The following is a 16,089-nucleotide window of genomic DNA, read 5'->3' on the forward strand; positions in this document are numbered from 1 at the left end:
TACTTAGGGTAAACTTTTAAATTGTAGTTTCAAGAAGAAAATATAGATAATCGAACCACTAAATGTCACGCTGAGCTTGTCGAAGCGCACAATTTTGAGATGAAATTTTATTACGTGTACATATTGCTTTGTTCAGATAACTCATACTATACTGGTATGACCAATGATTTAGACCGTAGATTAACCCAACATAACTCTGGACATAAAAAGTTTAATTATACCAGTTCAAGATTACCCATAGAACTAAAATGGTATTTACAATGTACAAATCCATCAGAAGCAATAAAAATTGAAAAACAAATCAAGGGTTGGTCTCGTAGAAAGAAGAAAGCATTGATTGATGAAAATTTGACTGATCTGGTTGAGTTTTCAAAGAATTATAAAGAACATGGCAACAAAATTGAACGAGATTAGTCTTCGTTTAATCATAAGACTAAAACCCATATGTCACACTGAGCTTGTCGAAGTGTATCACAGAAAGAAAGATTTATATTAAAGGTGAAAGTCTTCGACAGGCTCAGACTGACAAAACAAACTTTAATTGTAGAGTGGATAATTTTTAAAACGTAGCTTGAAGACAAAATATAGATAATCCAACAACTAAATGTCACACTGAGCTTGTCGAAGTGTATTATGGAAGGAAAAATCTAAATTAAAGGTGGAAGTCTTCGACAGGCTCAGACTGACATAAGAGTGATCAATTGTACTTGGAGTAAACTTTTAAATTGTAGTTCCAAGAAGAAAATATAGATGAACATATAAATGTCACACTGAGCTTGTCGAATTGTATCACAGAAAGAAAGATCTAAATTAAAGGTGAAAGTCTTCGACAGGCTCAGACTGACATAAGAGTGATCAATTGTACTTAGGGTAAACTTTTAAATTGTAGTTTCAAGAAGGAAATATAGATAATCGAACCACTAAATGTCACACTGAGCTTGTCGAAGTGTAATCGACTTTCGAAAATGAAAAACAGAGTCGTCATAACAGGAATGGGAGTAGTTGCACCAAACGGTGTTGGTGTTTCACAATTCACCGAAGCCCTAAAAAATGGAACCTCGGGCATTACTTTCCATCAAAAATTAAAAGACCTTAATTTTTCTTGTCAAATAGGTGGCGTTCCGAATGTTACTGATGAATTGCAATCAAAATATTTCACAGATCTACAACTAAAAGGATTTAACAGTTCTGGCATATTATACGGTTGTATTGCGGGTGTAGATGCCTGGAAAGACGCAGGATTTGATATGGATCCAAATAGCAAACTAGACTATGATACAGGACTTATTTTTGGAACGGGAACATCCGGAGTGGAAAAATTCAGGGAAGCCATTTACAAGCTCGATGATGGACAGGTAAGACGTTTGGGCAGTACGGTTGTTATACAAACCATGGCAAGTGGTATTAGTGCTTATTTAAGTGGCATGCTCGGGTTGGGCAATCAGGTCACCACAAATTCATCTGCATGTACAACGGGTACCGAAGCCGTTTTAATGGGATATGATCGGATCAAGAGCGGAAAAGCCAAGCGTATGCTGGTGGGTAGTTGTAGCGATCACGGACCGTATGTTTGGGGAGGATTTGATGCCATGCGGGTTATGACCTACAAACACAATGATGAACCAGAAAAAGGTTCACGTCCCATGAGTGCCTCGGCATCCGGTTTTGTGCCCGGAAGTGGCGCAGGCGCTTTGGTTTTGGAATCTTTGGAATCTGCATTGGAACGAAATGCAAGCATTTATGCTGAGGTTTTGGGCGGGGAAGTAAATTCCGGAGGCCAACGCCAAGGAGGTACATTAACGGCCCCAAATCCAGAAGCTGTACAACGATGCATAGTAAATGCCCTAAAGAATTCATCGGTAAGCCCGGATGAAATAGATATTATCAACGGACATCTTACAGCTACTTCCAAGGACACTCTAGAAATTGAAAATTGGACCAAGGCATTGGGGAGAAAACACAAGGATTTTCCCCTTATTAATTCTACTAAATCTTTGGTCGGTCATTGTTTGGCCGCTGCGGGATCAATTGAATGTGTTGCCAGTGTCCTTCAACTAAAGGAGCAATTTATAGCACCAAACCTAAATTGTGAAGATTTACATAATGACATAAAAGAATTAGTAGATGTTTCCAGCGTACCAACGCAATCAATAGATTGTAATTTTCAAGTTATCGCCAAAGCCAGTTTTGGTTTTGGAGATGTGAATGCCTGTGTTTTATTTAAGCGATTTATACCGTAACTTACGTTTCAAAAAACATGAAGAAGGAACAACTGATCGCCAAACTAAAACCAATAATTGAACCCTATGTTCAAGATGAGGAAGCTTTCAAAAACTTATCCGAAGACACGGATTTTGTAAAGGACCTCAAGATAAACTCAGCGAATCTAGTGGATATCATTTTAGATATTGAGGACGAATTTGATATTCGATTGGAAAATGAGGATATGGAGCAAATGCTAAATGTAAAGTCTGCCATGAGGATTGTTACTTCAAAACTTCACAACTAATGGTTGGCAATGACATTGTTGACCTTCATGAAGCGCATATTGCTTCAAACTGGCAACGACCAAGATTCTTAACTAAACTTTTTACCGAATTGGAACAAAGGTATATCAGGGATGCCAAAACCCCGTTTCTTATGGTTTGGCGGTTATGGAGCATGAAAGAAGCTTCTTATAAACTATTCACCCAAATTTATCCCAACCGTTTTTATAATCCCAAGGGATTCGAATGTACCGTTGAAAATAATTCCGGAACGGTAAAATTCAATGGTTTTCAATGCTATGTTGAAACAAAGGAGACCTCAAAATATATAATCTCTGAAGCAAGACTGAATAAACAAAAGTTGAGATCTAAAATTGTGAAATTTAAAACCACTAATCAAAAGGAGCAAAGTGAAGAACTAAAAACAAGACTACTAAATTATGTTGGTAGCGCTTATCAGCTAAAAAAGAACGAATTGAATATTCCTACATTGAGTAACGGAAAAGAGCATTTCAATTTAAGCTTAACTCATCATGGAACTTATGGTGCCTTTGCAATAGTCGGATTATGCCCAGAGTATGCTCACTGACTAAATGGATATGATAATTGTTCCCACGAGTTCTAAAATGGGTTCGGTTAACGGGTCAAAGTTAACAGTGTAAAAAATTGTAAGTCAACTATTTATGTTTTAAGGGTGGGCCTGCCACCCCGACTTTTAACATTTCTTCAATAAATTTAGTTCTGATAATTATCTGATTGTCAGAATTTTTTATTTTTTTATCAGAACTACATATTGGTCCAAAACGCACCAAACTTTAAGATAAAATGTCCTGTAGGATGCCCTATTTTTATCCAATACTTCCTTCATACCCATCAATAACCAATACCCGGATATGGAATTCCGATTTTAATTGAACCTGAATCCTCGACAGGCAAATACATAAAATCAATTCATTGGTTTAATTGGTCATCAGCAGAAATTAACCAATAAATCATTTTTCGTATAGCTAACACATTAATCTTTAATTTTGATAATCAATTACCCAACGCTGGATTTACTTATGTAAGTAATGAATCAACTCATATTTAACATTGAAAGAACATTCAAGGCCTCGGAAAAAGAGTTGTCCGCCCTTGGAAAGGTGATGAAGGAGGAACATCTTCAGAGGAACGAGATCTTTCTAAAGTCTGGAAAGATATGTACGAAGTTGGCTTTTATCTCTCAGGGATCCATGAGACTGTTTTATGATTCACCTGATAAGGAAGTTTGCAATGATTTTTTCTTCGAAAACTCCATGGTGGGTTCGTTGGCCAGCTTCTTGTCTCAAACTCCCTCTTTGGTCAACATTGCAGCCATAGAGAATTGTAAGTACTACGTTCTCAATCGTGATGACGTTATGGAATTGGTCTCGAAATATGACTCCCTTAAAAAAATGGCGGATATCATTGTACAGGAGCAGCTTTTAAGAGCAGAAAAAAGAGAGGCGGCCCTACTTAGCGTCAATCCTGAGGAACGGTTTAAAAATTTGATGGAGGAACATCCCAAAATTTTCAAAAGAATCCCACTTAGATATGTAGCTAGCTATCTGGGTATAACCCCTGAGACTCTTAGCCGATACCGGACAAAATTTTTGGTCTGATCTTTCTTGATTTGAATCAATTGGAAAGATGGGGCTCTTCCATTTCTTTGTCTAGGCATTCATTCAACAACAGATGAAACTTGATGTTGCCCGAATGAGAAAAAAATAAAAAGAAATGGAATCACAACCAAAAAACGAACAGTTACTGATATTGACCGATGTCATCAAAGTTTTGGTGAGCAATACCGAAACCGAAAACAAGTATGCCATATTTGAGGAAAACGTACCGCCCTTGGGCGGCCCACCGCCCCACACACATCCTGATGAAGAAGTGTTCTATGTGCTGGAAGGGGAGTTTGAATTTGTCAAGAACGATTTGAACACGCCTTTTAAGGCACTGCCCGGGAGCGTGGTCCATGTATCCTCCAATGAGGTCCACACGTTTAAAAATGTGGGCAAGACGCCCGGCAAAATGATTGTGATGCTCACTCCGGGAAAATTACTTGACTATTTTAGGGCCATTGGAGACCCCATACATGATAGTTCAGATTATCCAGACCTGAAAAAAACACCTGACTTTTCAAAATTAAACGTGGAGAAAGTATTCAAACATGCCGAGGAACACAACGTTCAATTTATTGTGCCGAAAATAGCCAAAAACTGATTATCTTACTCTTCATTTTTTTGGGATGATAGTTGTTGACCTTATTAGAAATGACGCTGGGGAGATCTATGCCAAATTGAGCTATGAGCCCCAGAAAAATTATCTTTTAATGAAATGGATAGGGTTTTGCTCTGAAGATGAGGTTAAGACAGCCTCCATGAAAATGTACGAATGGCAAAAAAGGGAGGGCTACAAAAGAGGCTGTAAGTTCCACGTACACGACACCAAGGAAATTGAAGGTGCCTGGGCAGGGCTTGTAGATTGGATCAGCAACTATTTTTTCCCCCTTAATTATGAATATGGGCTTCGGTACAATATAAGTGTCATTTCACCGGACCTTTTTTCAAAATTATCTTCCATCGAGTTACAAAAAAAGAGCAATGACATGGTCACCACCGTGTTGTGCGAGACCATTTCCCAAGCAGAAGCATGGTTGACCAAACGCTACGCGGAACTTTCCCAATAAAATGCAAATAAGAAATCTAAGGGATACCCCCTTCAATGCAATTCTAGAGTGCTTTTTTCAAGCGTTCCATAATTATTATGTTGATTTGCCCAAAGACCATGCGTACTATAAAGAACGTTGGAGAATGGCCAATGTAAATTATGGCTTGTCCTTTGGTGCGTTTTACCATGGTAAATTGGTTGGTTTTGTGCTTAATGCCATAGACTGTAGAGCGGGTTTGCTCACAGCCTACAATGCGTGTACCGGGGTGCTACCCGAGTTCAGGGGCAAAAAAGCGGTCAAATCTATTTATGATCATGCCCTGCCCATACTAAAGGAAAACGAAATTGAGCGGTGCACTCTTGAGGTCATCACTCAAAATAACAGGGCCATAAGAGCATATAGTTCCGTTGGGTTTGAAATCACCAAACATTATAAATGTTTCAGCGGTACATTGGCCCACGAACCTATGGAAGAATATGAACTTCGTGATGTTGGCTTTACTACCGAGGTATTGACCAAGTTACTGAACCAAAATTGGTATTCATGGGAAAACCATGCATTGACCATCACAAAAGGAAATTACCGGTACTTTGAGATTGTCTTTGAGGGAATTGTGGAATCCTATTTCGTAATTGCACCTAAGGGCGGTTATGTACCCCAACTGGAAGTTCTGGTGGACAACCCAAAGGCATGGAACCGACTATTTTCGGGACTGGCACAAATTACAGACCTAATTAAGATCAACAATGTTGATAAAAGGCTCACGGACAAAATCGCCCATCTTCAAAATGCCGGACTCGAAAACCATTTGGATCAGTTTGAAATGCAGCTGTTTCTTTAAACAAACTCTATTCAATAAAATAACTTCCCGGTCCATCTCTTGATCCAAATCAAGTGTTTTCTCCTCTTTTGCGATCAATTTTGTCCATCAAAAAGCAAAGAGCATGAATACAAGAAAATTTTTAATAAAAGGGGGAACCGTACTCACCTTTCAAAAGGGTTCCCTTGTCTGTGATGCGTTGGATGTTTTAGTGGAGGATGACAAAATTTCCAACATAGCGAAAAACATTTCAATACCAGATGTCGAGGAAATTTCTGCAGATGGAATGATCGTGAGTCCTGGATTGATTGATACACATCGCCATTTATGGGAAAGTGCATTTAAGGGAGCTGCCAGCAATTGGACGTTGATGGAATATTTGAACGGAATGCTTGGTGACATTGCTCCAAAGATGGGTCCGTTGGATGTATACCTTGGTAATTTATTGGGAGCATTGGAAGCCGTAAATTCAGGAATCACTACTGTTTTTGATTGGTCCCACATTATGAACTCCGACGAACATGCAGAAGCGGCCATTAAAGGGCTTTTCGATTCTGGCATACGGGCCAAGTTTGGCTATGGAACACCGGGCACATCAGTTTGGGAATGGTTCTATGAGAGCAAGAAGCCACATCCCATAAATGCATACGATATCAAAAAGAAATATTTTAGTTCAGAAAACGAGCTTGTTACCATGGCCTTGGCCATTAGGGGCCCTGAATATTCCGAGTTGGAAATAGCCAAACAGGATATTTTGATGGGTAGGGACCTGGATCTTCAAATTTCCATGCACATTGGCGGTGGGGTCTTTGGCCCTAAATACATGGGTGTACAAAAACTAGATCAACTTGGATTGTTGGGTCCCGACCTGAATTTTGCACACGGGAACACATTGAGCGATGCTGATTTGTGTTTATTGGCAGATTATGGTTGTACACTTTCCATTACTCCAGAAATGGAGCTTCAAATGGGATTGGGACTGCCTGTCACCGGTAAGGCGTTAAAACATAACCTAACCTGTGGTTTGGGCGTGGATGTGGTCACGGGTACTTCAGGTAACTTGTTCGACCAAATGAAAACGACATTACAGGCCGAACGTGCCATTCAAAATGAAAGATGCTACCAAAAAGGGGAAATGCTCCAACAACTTACCATTCAGGATCGGGACATTTTTAAAATGGCAACCATTGGCGGAGCCAAAACCCTTGGTTTGGAAGATAAAATTGGGTCATTGGAAGTTGGAAAACAAGCGGACATCATCATGATAGATGTTCAAAAACTTGGAGTGGCACCGTCCCATAATCCAGTTTCTACCATGGTTTTGTATGCCAAGGAGCATGATGTGGATACTGTGATGATAGCCGGAAACATTTTAAAGAGAGGCGGCAAAATGGTTTATCAAACTACGGATGAACTTATATTGGAATGCCAGATGAATGCAAATGAAATCATGAAACAGATAACCGTTTCAAGTTCTTGATTTGAATCAATAGCCATCGCTTAAATCCAATCGATATTTGTAAAAAAAGAAATGCAAACACCTGTTGATGAACTGTTCGAGGAGTTGAACGAACTGACCCAAAAGGCTTTACAATTTGGCATTGCCCTAAAAAAAATAGAGCACTACCAACTCAAGTTTAAACCAGAACCCACTGTTTGGAACATTTATGAATGCTTGGAACATCTCAATCTTTATGGCGATCACTATTTGAAAGAAATTGAAAAAGCCTTGAACAATTCAAGACCAAATGCAACCAACAAGAATTTTGAGGGAAGCCTGCTGGGCAATTATTTTGTGAAGATCATACGTCCTGTTGATGGTGATATCAAGAAAATGAAGACTGCCAAGACCATGAATCCCATTGCCAGCGATCTTACTTTGGAAACTGTGGACAGGTTCATTTCCCAACAAGAAAAATTATTGGAGCTCTTGAAAAAAAGTAAGCATTATGATTTGAAAAGAACCAAGATAAAAACAACCCTTTCCAATTTCTTGTTCCTCAACCTTTGCGACACTTTAAGGTTCGTGGTTTACCATAATGAGCGACATCTTATACAGGCTGGTATATTGCTCATCAAGGTTGGGAAAAACGCTGGGTTATCTGTCACATAAACAAAAATGAACAGTCTACCAGAGAATTGGAATCATCATCAATCATTTAACAATCAAAAAATGAAGAGTCATTTAAAAACCAAGTTACGTTCAGCAGTGTTTTTTGCATTGATGTGCATAACAGCTTACCCTCAAATGCCATCCAAAGAAATTGATGAACTGGCACACTATGCTCTTGAGACTTTTGGAATTGCGGGAGCCTCAATTGGAATTGTCAAGGATGGAAAAGTAATCCACTTGAAAGGGTATGGCGTAAAATCAGTGAACACCAAAGTCCCTGTTACTGGGGCCACTCCATTTGCCATTGCATCATTGGGCAAGGCATTCACTACAACGGCATTGGCCATATTGGTGGAAGAGGGGAAAATTTCTTGGGACGATAACGTAATCAAACACATCCCAGAATTTAAAATGTATGATCCCTATGTAACGGAAAACTTTACGATCAAAGACTTGTTAACCCATAGAAGCGGTCTGGGAATGGGGGTAGGCGACCTTATGGGTTACCCATCAGGTAGTGACTTTACCATTGTGGATGTACTGGGCAGTTTTCAACATTTTGAGCCCCAATCCCCTTTCAGGACAAAGTTTGATTACGACAACCTGTTGTATTGGGTGGCCGGTGAAGTGATTGCCAGGGTAACCCATTCTAGTTGGGAGCGCTTTGTGGAAAAGAGCATATTTAAACCGCTTCAACTGGAAAACACTTATTCCAGACTTGACAACATAAAGGATTTGGATCAAGTGGCCACCCCCCATTTAAGAGAGAGCAACGGTATTAGGACCATCGATCATTTCAGGGAGAACGTAAATGGAGCCGCTGGAGGAATTTTTTCATCTGCAAAAGATATGTGCGAGTGGATGCTACTCCATCTCAATAAAGGGAAATACGGCCAGAATTTGGAGAAGCAATTGTTTTCTCCAGAAAGTCAATATGAAATGTGGAAAATCCATACGGTTATGGACGCCAGTAAAGACCCTAGGTACAATTCCCACTTCTTAGGCTATGGATTGGGTTGGTTCGTTTCCGATGTTCGAGGACAACTTAGCTTGGTCCATACCGGTGGAGGGCCGGGCATCATGACCAAAATATGGTTACTTCCAGAACTGGATTTGGGCATCATTATTTTAACCAACACAAGCGAGTCAGGCGGAGCTTTTTTTTCATCGGTATCCAAAACCATTGTAGATAGTTATTTGGGATTAGACTCGAAAAATTGGATTGAAGTGTACAACAAAAGGTTTCAACAACGGCAACAACAGGGAGATTTGTTTACCTCGGAAGTATGGAAAGTCATTGAGACCAACACCAATGTACAGCTTAGCCTTGATGATTACATAGGAATTTACAAAGATCGTTGGTTCGGTAAAATAGAAATCTATATAAACAATGGGCAGTTATGGTTTAAATCGTACCGCTCCCCTAAGTTGGTGGGCCCCATGTATCATTACAAGGCCAATACCTTTGCCATTAAATGGGAAGACCGTGATCTTCAGGCCGATGCATTTGCCTCCTTTTTTCTTGATGAAGAAGGATTGGCCACCGAAATCAGAATGAAAGGCATATCACCCAACATGGATTTCAGTTACGATTTCCAGGATTTGTTGCTCATCCGAACAAAAGATTAAAAAGTAATTAATTCATCATCAATCAAAAAATGAAAACACGTACTGTCCATAAATCCATGTTCCTTCCAAATTAGTAACAAGAAGGAACACTGATCAAGGTTTGGATTCGTCGTTAGGCGAAATCTCCAATTCGATCAGTAAAATAATTGATAAACCGATGGAATCGCCCATACTTTTTGATCTATCCAATTAGGACTACTGGTTGGGACAGGAAACAATTGTCCTGAAAAAGAGAAAAATATCCTGAGAAGAATCTACAAATGAAACATAAATATACAAATAATGACTTTTAAGAACATAACAGCATTTGTTTTGTGCCTGTTCATCACACCAATGATGATGGCTCAGGACATAGTGGAAAGAGCAGCAAAAATTGACAGTTTTTTGACCGCTCAAATTGACGAACACCATATCCCCGCACTTTCAGTGGCCATCATTGAGAACGGTGATATAAAATGTGTTGGATCCTATGGAACTGCCAATGTGGAGTTTGATGTTCCAAGCACCGAGCAAACTTCTTTTCAACTGGCATCGGTGACCAAATTATTGAGTGCAACGGCCATTGCCATGCTCATTGAGGAAGGCAAACTCGACTTGGAAGAAAAGGTGGGTTTTTATGTAAAGGACCTTCCCAATTCATGGGAGTCCATGCGCATTAAAGATTTAGTGGCGCACCAATCGGGCATCGTGGATCTTTTGGCACTGAAACAAGAGTTCAATACTGTGGACGATGCCATGCAAACTGCCATTGCCAAACCATTGGACTTTGAACCCGGAACCAAGACGGTATATGCCGGCGGGGATTATGCGGTAATGATGAAGGTTGTTGAGAACATAAGTGGTGTTCCGTTTCAAGAATTCATGTCCACCTACCTTTTTGACAAACTTGGAATGAAAAATTCTGGATACAATAATATGGAACAGGACTTTATTTATCGTACCCAAGATATGATGCCCAATGCTGCCACAACCTATGTTTGGGACCATGAAAAACAACAGCAGCGTATTTTCTCGATGCTGTTCCCAAAATGGACCTATCCAGCAGGTGGTTTGTTCTCTTCCATCGAAGATCTGTCCAAATGGGCCGTGGCATTGGACCAAAACACATTGCTTTCCGAAAAATATCAAGATCTTCTTTGGACGCCCATACAATTAAGGGACGATTCCATCTCCCCTTTTGGCATTGGTTGGATTGTGGACCGATTTGGTGAAGACACAGTAACAGGCCATAGTGGTGGACCCGCCTTGGCCGATATTATGAGACTTCCCGAAAAGAAGATCACGGTCATTGTGTTGACCAACCAAATTTCGCTGCGGCCATTTTTAACCTCAAGTGTTCTAAAACTTTATGTACAACCTACCAGAAACTAAGGGTTTTCCCAACCAATATCAGCTACTAACCTTTTAATAAACAATTCTATGAAAATTTTTAAGAAGGCCATTTTGCTCATGGCCATAACGGGTATTTTAAGTGCTTACGCATGTTCCAATGATGATGGGGACAATTCCATAAATGAACCTCCAAAGAGTGAAGTACCCTCCAATATGACAGGAGATTGGATGGATTCTTGGAGTTGGCTCATGCAATATGAATTTGAACCCCTGCTATACAATCCAACCAACAAAGTATGGTTCCATGGAAGCTACGATGCCTGGTCCATGGACCCCAGACCTGGGTTTGGCCTTCAAATAGATGGGGAGGGAAACTTTATCTGGACCGTAATGGTAAGTACAAGTACGGGTGGATGCCAAGTGTATACAGCTGAATATCTTTCAGGAACCGTGGTCATAAATGAAAATAAAATCACCTTCCTTCCAAAAGTTCGAAGAAAGAAATACCACAGCGTATGTAATCCCGGCAACAATTTTGACCGAGACGAAGACAAAAGTAGCTTCTCCTTAAACTTTAAGGTTTCGGATGGCGAAAGCTATAATGGTAGCGAGGTCAAGGTGCTCACCTTAATACATCCGGATGGTTCCGAAACCGCTTATTCGCAAACTAAAAATTAATCTTAACCCAATAAAATTCACATAAAAATGAAAAAGTCAATTAGTACATTGGCAGGTCTCCTATTATCCATACTTGCCATTTTTTCCTGCCAAAACGATGATGGCGAGGTCATCATAAATCCTTTGTCCGCCAATGCAGGGCAGGACAAACAAACCACAGTCTCCATTTCCGTTTCTTTGGATGGCAGTGCATCCAAAGATTCCGAAGGTGAAACTTTTGAATATGCTTGGAGTATAAAAACAAAACCTTCAGGCAGTACCGCAACCTTAAAAAATGAAGATACCGCAACACCGGATTTTGTCGCCAACATGGTTGGAACCTATGTGGTGGAACTTGAAATCAGCAGGGACAATTGGACTTCAAAAGATGAAGCAAAAGTAACGGTTTCAGAAGTGGCTACGCAACAGATGGTTATTATATCCGAAGATATAACTGAAGACAGGGTACTTACCGATATCTTTCCAGAAGATCATACCAAAATCGACTATTTGATTACGAAGCCGATCAAGTCAACAGCCAAACTGGCCATCAATCCAGGGGTAAGGGTGGCTTTTGCCGAAAATGCAGCGATGACGATCACCTCTACTGGAACTTTTATTTCGGAAGGAGGAGTTGAGGATGAGAAAAAAGTGTATCTGGTAGGTCAAAATGCAACACCCGGTTATTGGGCAGGTATTCTCGTGCAATCGGACGATGCCCAAAACATGGTGAAATATACAGAAATCAACCATGCCGGTGCCGAAAATGAACTGTATTCAACCGAAGCAGTCCTTTTCATGGAAGACTTTAGCAAGATGAGCATTGAAAGTTCTAGGTTTGATAAAAATAAGGGCCTTCAAATTTATGTGGCACCTAATGCAGAAATCAACTCCTTTGTCACAAACTATTTTAACGGGGATGCTGCTGTGGGACACGTAATAGCCTTGCCGGCCCACGAGGTTGAAAAAATTCAACCAGGTAATCAATTTTGGGATGGAGATATTGCAGTGACCACCACTTTTTTGGACAATGGCGAGGTAATTGTCTGGGGACAATACATATACACGCTTTTGGAAGACTTGAAGATCACTGATGGCACTTCATTGGAATTGCCGCAATATGTCAGCATTAAGGTTTCGCAGGACAAACAAATAGCCGCAATGAACGGTGGAGCCATCAAGGCAATGGGTGGCGATGGCAAATGGGTAGAATTTAAAGGTGTGGAAAATGTGTCAGGCTATTGGAAAGGGATTTTCATCCAACACAGTGGCAACAATCCTTCCAAATTTGAATATGCGGTCATCCGAAACGCGGGTAGTTCACCCTTGGCGGGCAATCAACCTGCCTCCATTCATTTAGGGCCTTATGGAGTTGCCTCCATCGATTATACGCACATAAACGAAGGTGGTGGAGATGGCATTGAAGCCACATCAGAAGGAGCTCAACTCACCAGTTTTATTGAAAACCAAATACGTGGCCAGGTTGGCTATCCTTTGGCCGTATCCACCATGAACGTGGGCATTATCGATTACTACACCTATTTTACCAATAATGGTATTCCAAAAGTGAGGGTCGATGGTAATTACCCCATCGCCAGCGATCAAGAAACCGTATGGCCCGGGTTCAACCATACCAATATGAGTTATCACATTAAGGGGTTGAGCAAAGATTTGGTAGTATGGTCTGGGTTGAAACTGGCCGAAGGCGTAGTCATTGAAATGGAAAATGATGCGCGGATTGTTGTGGAAGACGCCAATGGTCGTCAAGGTTACATCAATGCCTTGGGTTCAGCAGATAAGCATATCGTTTTTAAACATACCAATGAAACAGCTGGAGGCTGGTATGGCATAACTTTTTCCAATAGCAACACTTCCAATACGTTTGATTATGTGGAAGTACTGCACGGGGGCAAACCAGTGGCCAATAGCTTCTCTGCCAATATCATTATTGACAATAGCCCTCAGAGCAGCCTCACCATTTCCAATTCAATCATTGGCCACAGTGGGCAGCATGGTATTTCTATTTATAATGACCAAAGGGATAATTTAACCGATACCAATATCAATTATGTAAATGTTCCTGAAAGCAATGTTTATGTATGGTAGCAAAAAGGCATTGGCTATACAACCCTTCATACATATTTTAAATCAAGTTTAGTTAAGAAAAACCGCCGAATATTTTGTTTGGCGGTTTTTATTCATTCCAGAAAAAAATCCATGAAAGTGAAAAACGACATTACATGTCTAAGAATGGCCATTCAATTGGCAAACAATTCAAAGAAAAGTGGCAATTTACCTTTTGGGTGTATTTTGGTAAATCAAAATGGGGAAATCGTTTTGAGAGGAGAAAATACCATTAATTCAGACAGGGATTGCCTGGCCCATGCAGAAATTAACCTCATAAGGGAAGCTAGCAAGGCATACGATTTTTCATATTTGAACAATTGTACCATATTCACAAGCGTTGAACCCTGTCCAATGTGTACTTCTGCTATATACTGGAGCGGTATCGGACGATTGGTTTATGCATTGGACAAGGCCAAATATTACGATATTGTTGGGAGGGAAAACCCCAATTGGCTTTTTGAAATGCCCACAAGGGAGTTGTTGCAAAAAGGGGGCAGAAAGATTGAAGTCATTGGCCCACTATTACAGATTGAAGCCTATGACGAATATTTAAAAATGTAAATTATAGCGGTTTTAGGTTTTCTTGATCTGTTCTTATATATGGATCTCATCTGGAAAGCTGATTTTGTTGGTATGCAATCCTCTGGGATTTGGGACATACCCATGACAAATAAGATATTGCCATTTCTGACCCTAACGGCAAACAGTTATTAAAGAAGGTATTTATACGGGCAGAAAAGGGCAGGTGAATGGCACTTTGTGAAACACTCTTTTAAAGCAATGACATTGCTAAAAAATGAACGAAACCAAGTTTCGCGCTGCAAGCATCCCAACCATACCAAAATTTATTGTGCACCCCACCCTTTTCTTGAAAGTGAATCCCTTTTCATAATGCTCGGGAGAAGAATTCTTCCCCAAAAACAGATAACATTAATGATAATTTATGAATTCAACATGGTCCAAAAAAGGGTAGGGCCACATGTTTACAGAAATCAGTTTAGAACTGAATTGTTTGATTTATTCCATTTCTTTTAAGAAACCGTTTACATCCAACCAATGAGTGAAAGCATCAAACCAACGGTTGCTTGTTCGGTTTGGATTTCCCAGACCGAAACCGTGTCCGCCGTTCTGGTAGAGGTGAAACTCCACGGGAATTCCTGCTTTGTACCATGAATCTATAACTCCAAACTGGCCTCTGAAAAGAAAGTCATCCGTAGCAATAACGTTGAACATCGGCGGTGCGTTCTCGGGAACTTCAACGGGACCCATACCACCATAAATAGGGCCGATAAAGGCTAGTTTCATGGTCTTGGAGTTAAGTGTTGAATGCATGGTTAGCCCTGCACCGGCCGAAAAACCGATCATTCCTATTCTTTCCGTATCCACGCCCCATTCGTTGGCACGATCTATAATCATGGCATAAGCGGCCTCAGCATCTTCCAGTTGGTTGGAGAGATCCCGCTGTGGTGGCGAAGGCGGAGTATCCTCTTCCTCTGCGGAGTCTTCCGAAGGCTCTGGTGGCGCAGGCCGGGGGCGGTTCATCCAAGCGGTAAAGTCTTCGAGCGATTCAGGGGTTGGGTGCAGTCGGTATTTAAGCACAAAGGCCGCTATGCCCTGTTTCGCAAGAGCCTCGGCTACTTCCCATCCCTCGTTTCCCATGGAAAGCCATCTAAAACCACCTCCAGGGGCCACGATTACGGCTGCCCCATTTGCTTTGCCGGGTTCGGGAAGAAAGGGGGTAAGGGTGGCCGTGGTAATGTTCCGTGCCATTGGATCGCCCCACTGGCGAAACCACGACTCGGATGCAGGTTGGTCCTCCACTCCCCCAGTGTTGAGCAGAATGGCTTTTGGCTCATCTGGAGCATCCAACGGGTAAATGGTTCCATCCTGGGACAGAAGATGCTCACTATTGTAGAGCATCACGATTAAAACAAGTGACTTGGCAAATTTTCTTAGTGTTGAGTACATACGGACAAGGTTTGTTGTTAGGTTTTAATGTTAGTGTGAAAAGCACATTTGTAATGCAATATACTATTTTTCAACTATCTAATTTGATTTAGACGTTCAAAAATAAATGTGGCCGAAAAAATTTAATATTTCTTTAACGACTGGTGGAAAAGTAATCTTTGCTTCAATATAGGAATCAGTTTCAATAAAGGGAAAGGCCTAAACAAGTATATGACTTTAAAATTGTGTAAAATCAACACTACTAAAAGTAATTTCTATATATTTA

General features: G+C 40.6%; 16 protein-coding genes. 15 read left to right on the forward strand and 1 reads right to left on the reverse strand.

All coding sequences use genetic code 11. The features are described from left to right. Positions 1–99: 99 nt before the first annotated feature. The 15 genes from A7D14_RS02165 (at position 100) to A7D14_RS02235 (ending at position 14,417) form a co-directional block, all read left to right on the forward strand. Complete coding sequence (locus A7D14_RS02165; RefSeq protein WP_067029458.1) at positions 100–414, forward strand: GIY-YIG nuclease family protein; 315 nt, start codon at positions 100–102, stop codon at positions 412–414. 551 nt (positions 415–965) lie between these two features. Continuing rightward, positions 966–2,240, forward strand: coding sequence for a beta-ketoacyl-[acyl-carrier-protein] synthase family protein (locus A7D14_RS02170; protein WP_067029460.1), 1,275 nt, complete (start codon positions 966–968; stop codon positions 2,238–2,240). Between the two features lie 17 nt (positions 2,241–2,257). Further along, a complete protein-coding gene (locus A7D14_RS02175) occupies positions 2,258–2,509 on the forward strand; it encodes an acyl carrier protein (RefSeq protein WP_067029462.1) in 252 nt (83 codons plus the stop codon). Further along, positions 2,509–3,075 (forward strand): 4'-phosphopantetheinyl transferase superfamily protein, encoded by a 567-nt coding sequence (locus A7D14_RS02180; protein WP_067029464.1) that lies wholly within the window; start codon positions 2,509–2,511, stop codon positions 3,073–3,075. The genes A7D14_RS02175 and A7D14_RS02180 overlap by 1 nt, the downstream gene beginning before the upstream one ends. A 481-nt stretch (positions 3,076–3,556) precedes the next feature. Next, positions 3,557–4,126 carry a Crp/Fnr family transcriptional regulator gene (locus tag A7D14_RS02185; RefSeq protein WP_067029466.1) on the forward strand — a complete coding sequence of 190 codons (570 nt, stop codon included), beginning with the start codon at positions 3,557–3,559 and terminating at the stop codon, positions 4,124–4,126. Positions 4,127–4,241: 115 nt separating this feature from the next. After that, positions 4,242–4,730 (forward strand): cupin domain-containing protein, encoded by a 489-nt coding sequence (locus tag A7D14_RS02190; protein WP_067029468.1) that lies wholly within the window; start codon positions 4,242–4,244, stop codon positions 4,728–4,730. A 25-nt stretch (positions 4,731–4,755) separates the two neighbouring features. After that, complete coding sequence (locus tag A7D14_RS02195) at positions 4,756–5,196, forward strand: hypothetical protein (RefSeq protein WP_067029469.1); 441 nt, start codon at positions 4,756–4,758, stop codon at positions 5,194–5,196. 1 nt (position 5,197) lies between these two features. Further along, positions 5,198–6,019, forward strand: a complete 822-nt coding sequence (locus A7D14_RS02200; protein ID WP_067029471.1) for a GNAT family N-acetyltransferase — start codon at positions 5,198–5,200, stop codon at positions 6,017–6,019. Positions 6,020–6,122: 103 nt separating this feature from the next. Beyond that, a complete protein-coding gene (locus tag A7D14_RS02205) occupies positions 6,123–7,478 on the forward strand; it encodes an amidohydrolase family protein (protein ID WP_067029473.1) in 1,356 nt (451 codons plus the stop codon). A 51-nt stretch (positions 7,479–7,529) separates the two neighbouring features. Further along, a complete protein-coding gene (locus A7D14_RS02210; RefSeq protein ID WP_067029475.1) occupies positions 7,530–8,111 on the forward strand; it encodes a DinB family protein in 582 nt (193 codons plus the stop codon). A gap of 60 nt (positions 8,112–8,171) precedes the next feature. After that, complete coding sequence (locus tag A7D14_RS02215; protein ID WP_067029477.1) at positions 8,172–9,740, forward strand: serine hydrolase; 1,569 nt, start codon at positions 8,172–8,174, stop codon at positions 9,738–9,740. Positions 9,741–10,022: 282 nt separating this feature from the next. Beyond that, positions 10,023–11,111, forward strand: a complete 1,089-nt coding sequence (locus A7D14_RS02220) for a serine hydrolase domain-containing protein (protein ID WP_083157941.1) — start codon at positions 10,023–10,025, stop codon at positions 11,109–11,111. A 48-nt stretch (positions 11,112–11,159) separates the two neighbouring features. Then, positions 11,160–11,750: a hypothetical protein gene (locus tag A7D14_RS02225; protein ID WP_067029481.1), complete on the forward strand. Its 591-nt coding sequence runs from the start codon at positions 11,160–11,162 to the stop codon at positions 11,748–11,750. A gap of 27 nt (positions 11,751–11,777) precedes the next feature. Beyond that, the gene (locus A7D14_RS02230) at positions 11,778–13,835 is read left to right on the forward strand and encodes a PKD domain-containing protein (RefSeq protein WP_067029483.1); all 2,058 of its coding nucleotides are present in this window, start codon (positions 11,778–11,780) and stop codon (positions 13,833–13,835) included. 111 nt (positions 13,836–13,946) lie between these two features. Beyond that, positions 13,947–14,417, forward strand: coding sequence for a nucleoside deaminase (locus tag A7D14_RS02235; RefSeq protein WP_067029517.1), 471 nt, complete (start codon positions 13,947–13,949; stop codon positions 14,415–14,417). 456 nt (positions 14,418–14,873) lie between these two features. On the opposite strand, the gene A7D14_RS02245 is transcribed toward A7D14_RS02235, so the two are convergent. Then, a complete protein-coding gene (locus A7D14_RS02245) occupies positions 14,874–15,824 on the reverse strand; it encodes an alpha/beta hydrolase (protein ID WP_067029487.1) in 951 nt (316 codons plus the stop codon). Positions 15,825–16,089: the final 265 nt, after the last annotated feature.

Source organism: Allomuricauda sp. CP2A (assembly GCF_001683915.1).
In the GTDB taxonomy this organism is placed as follows: Bacteria; Bacteroidota; Bacteroidia; order Flavobacteriales; family Flavobacteriaceae; genus Flagellimonas.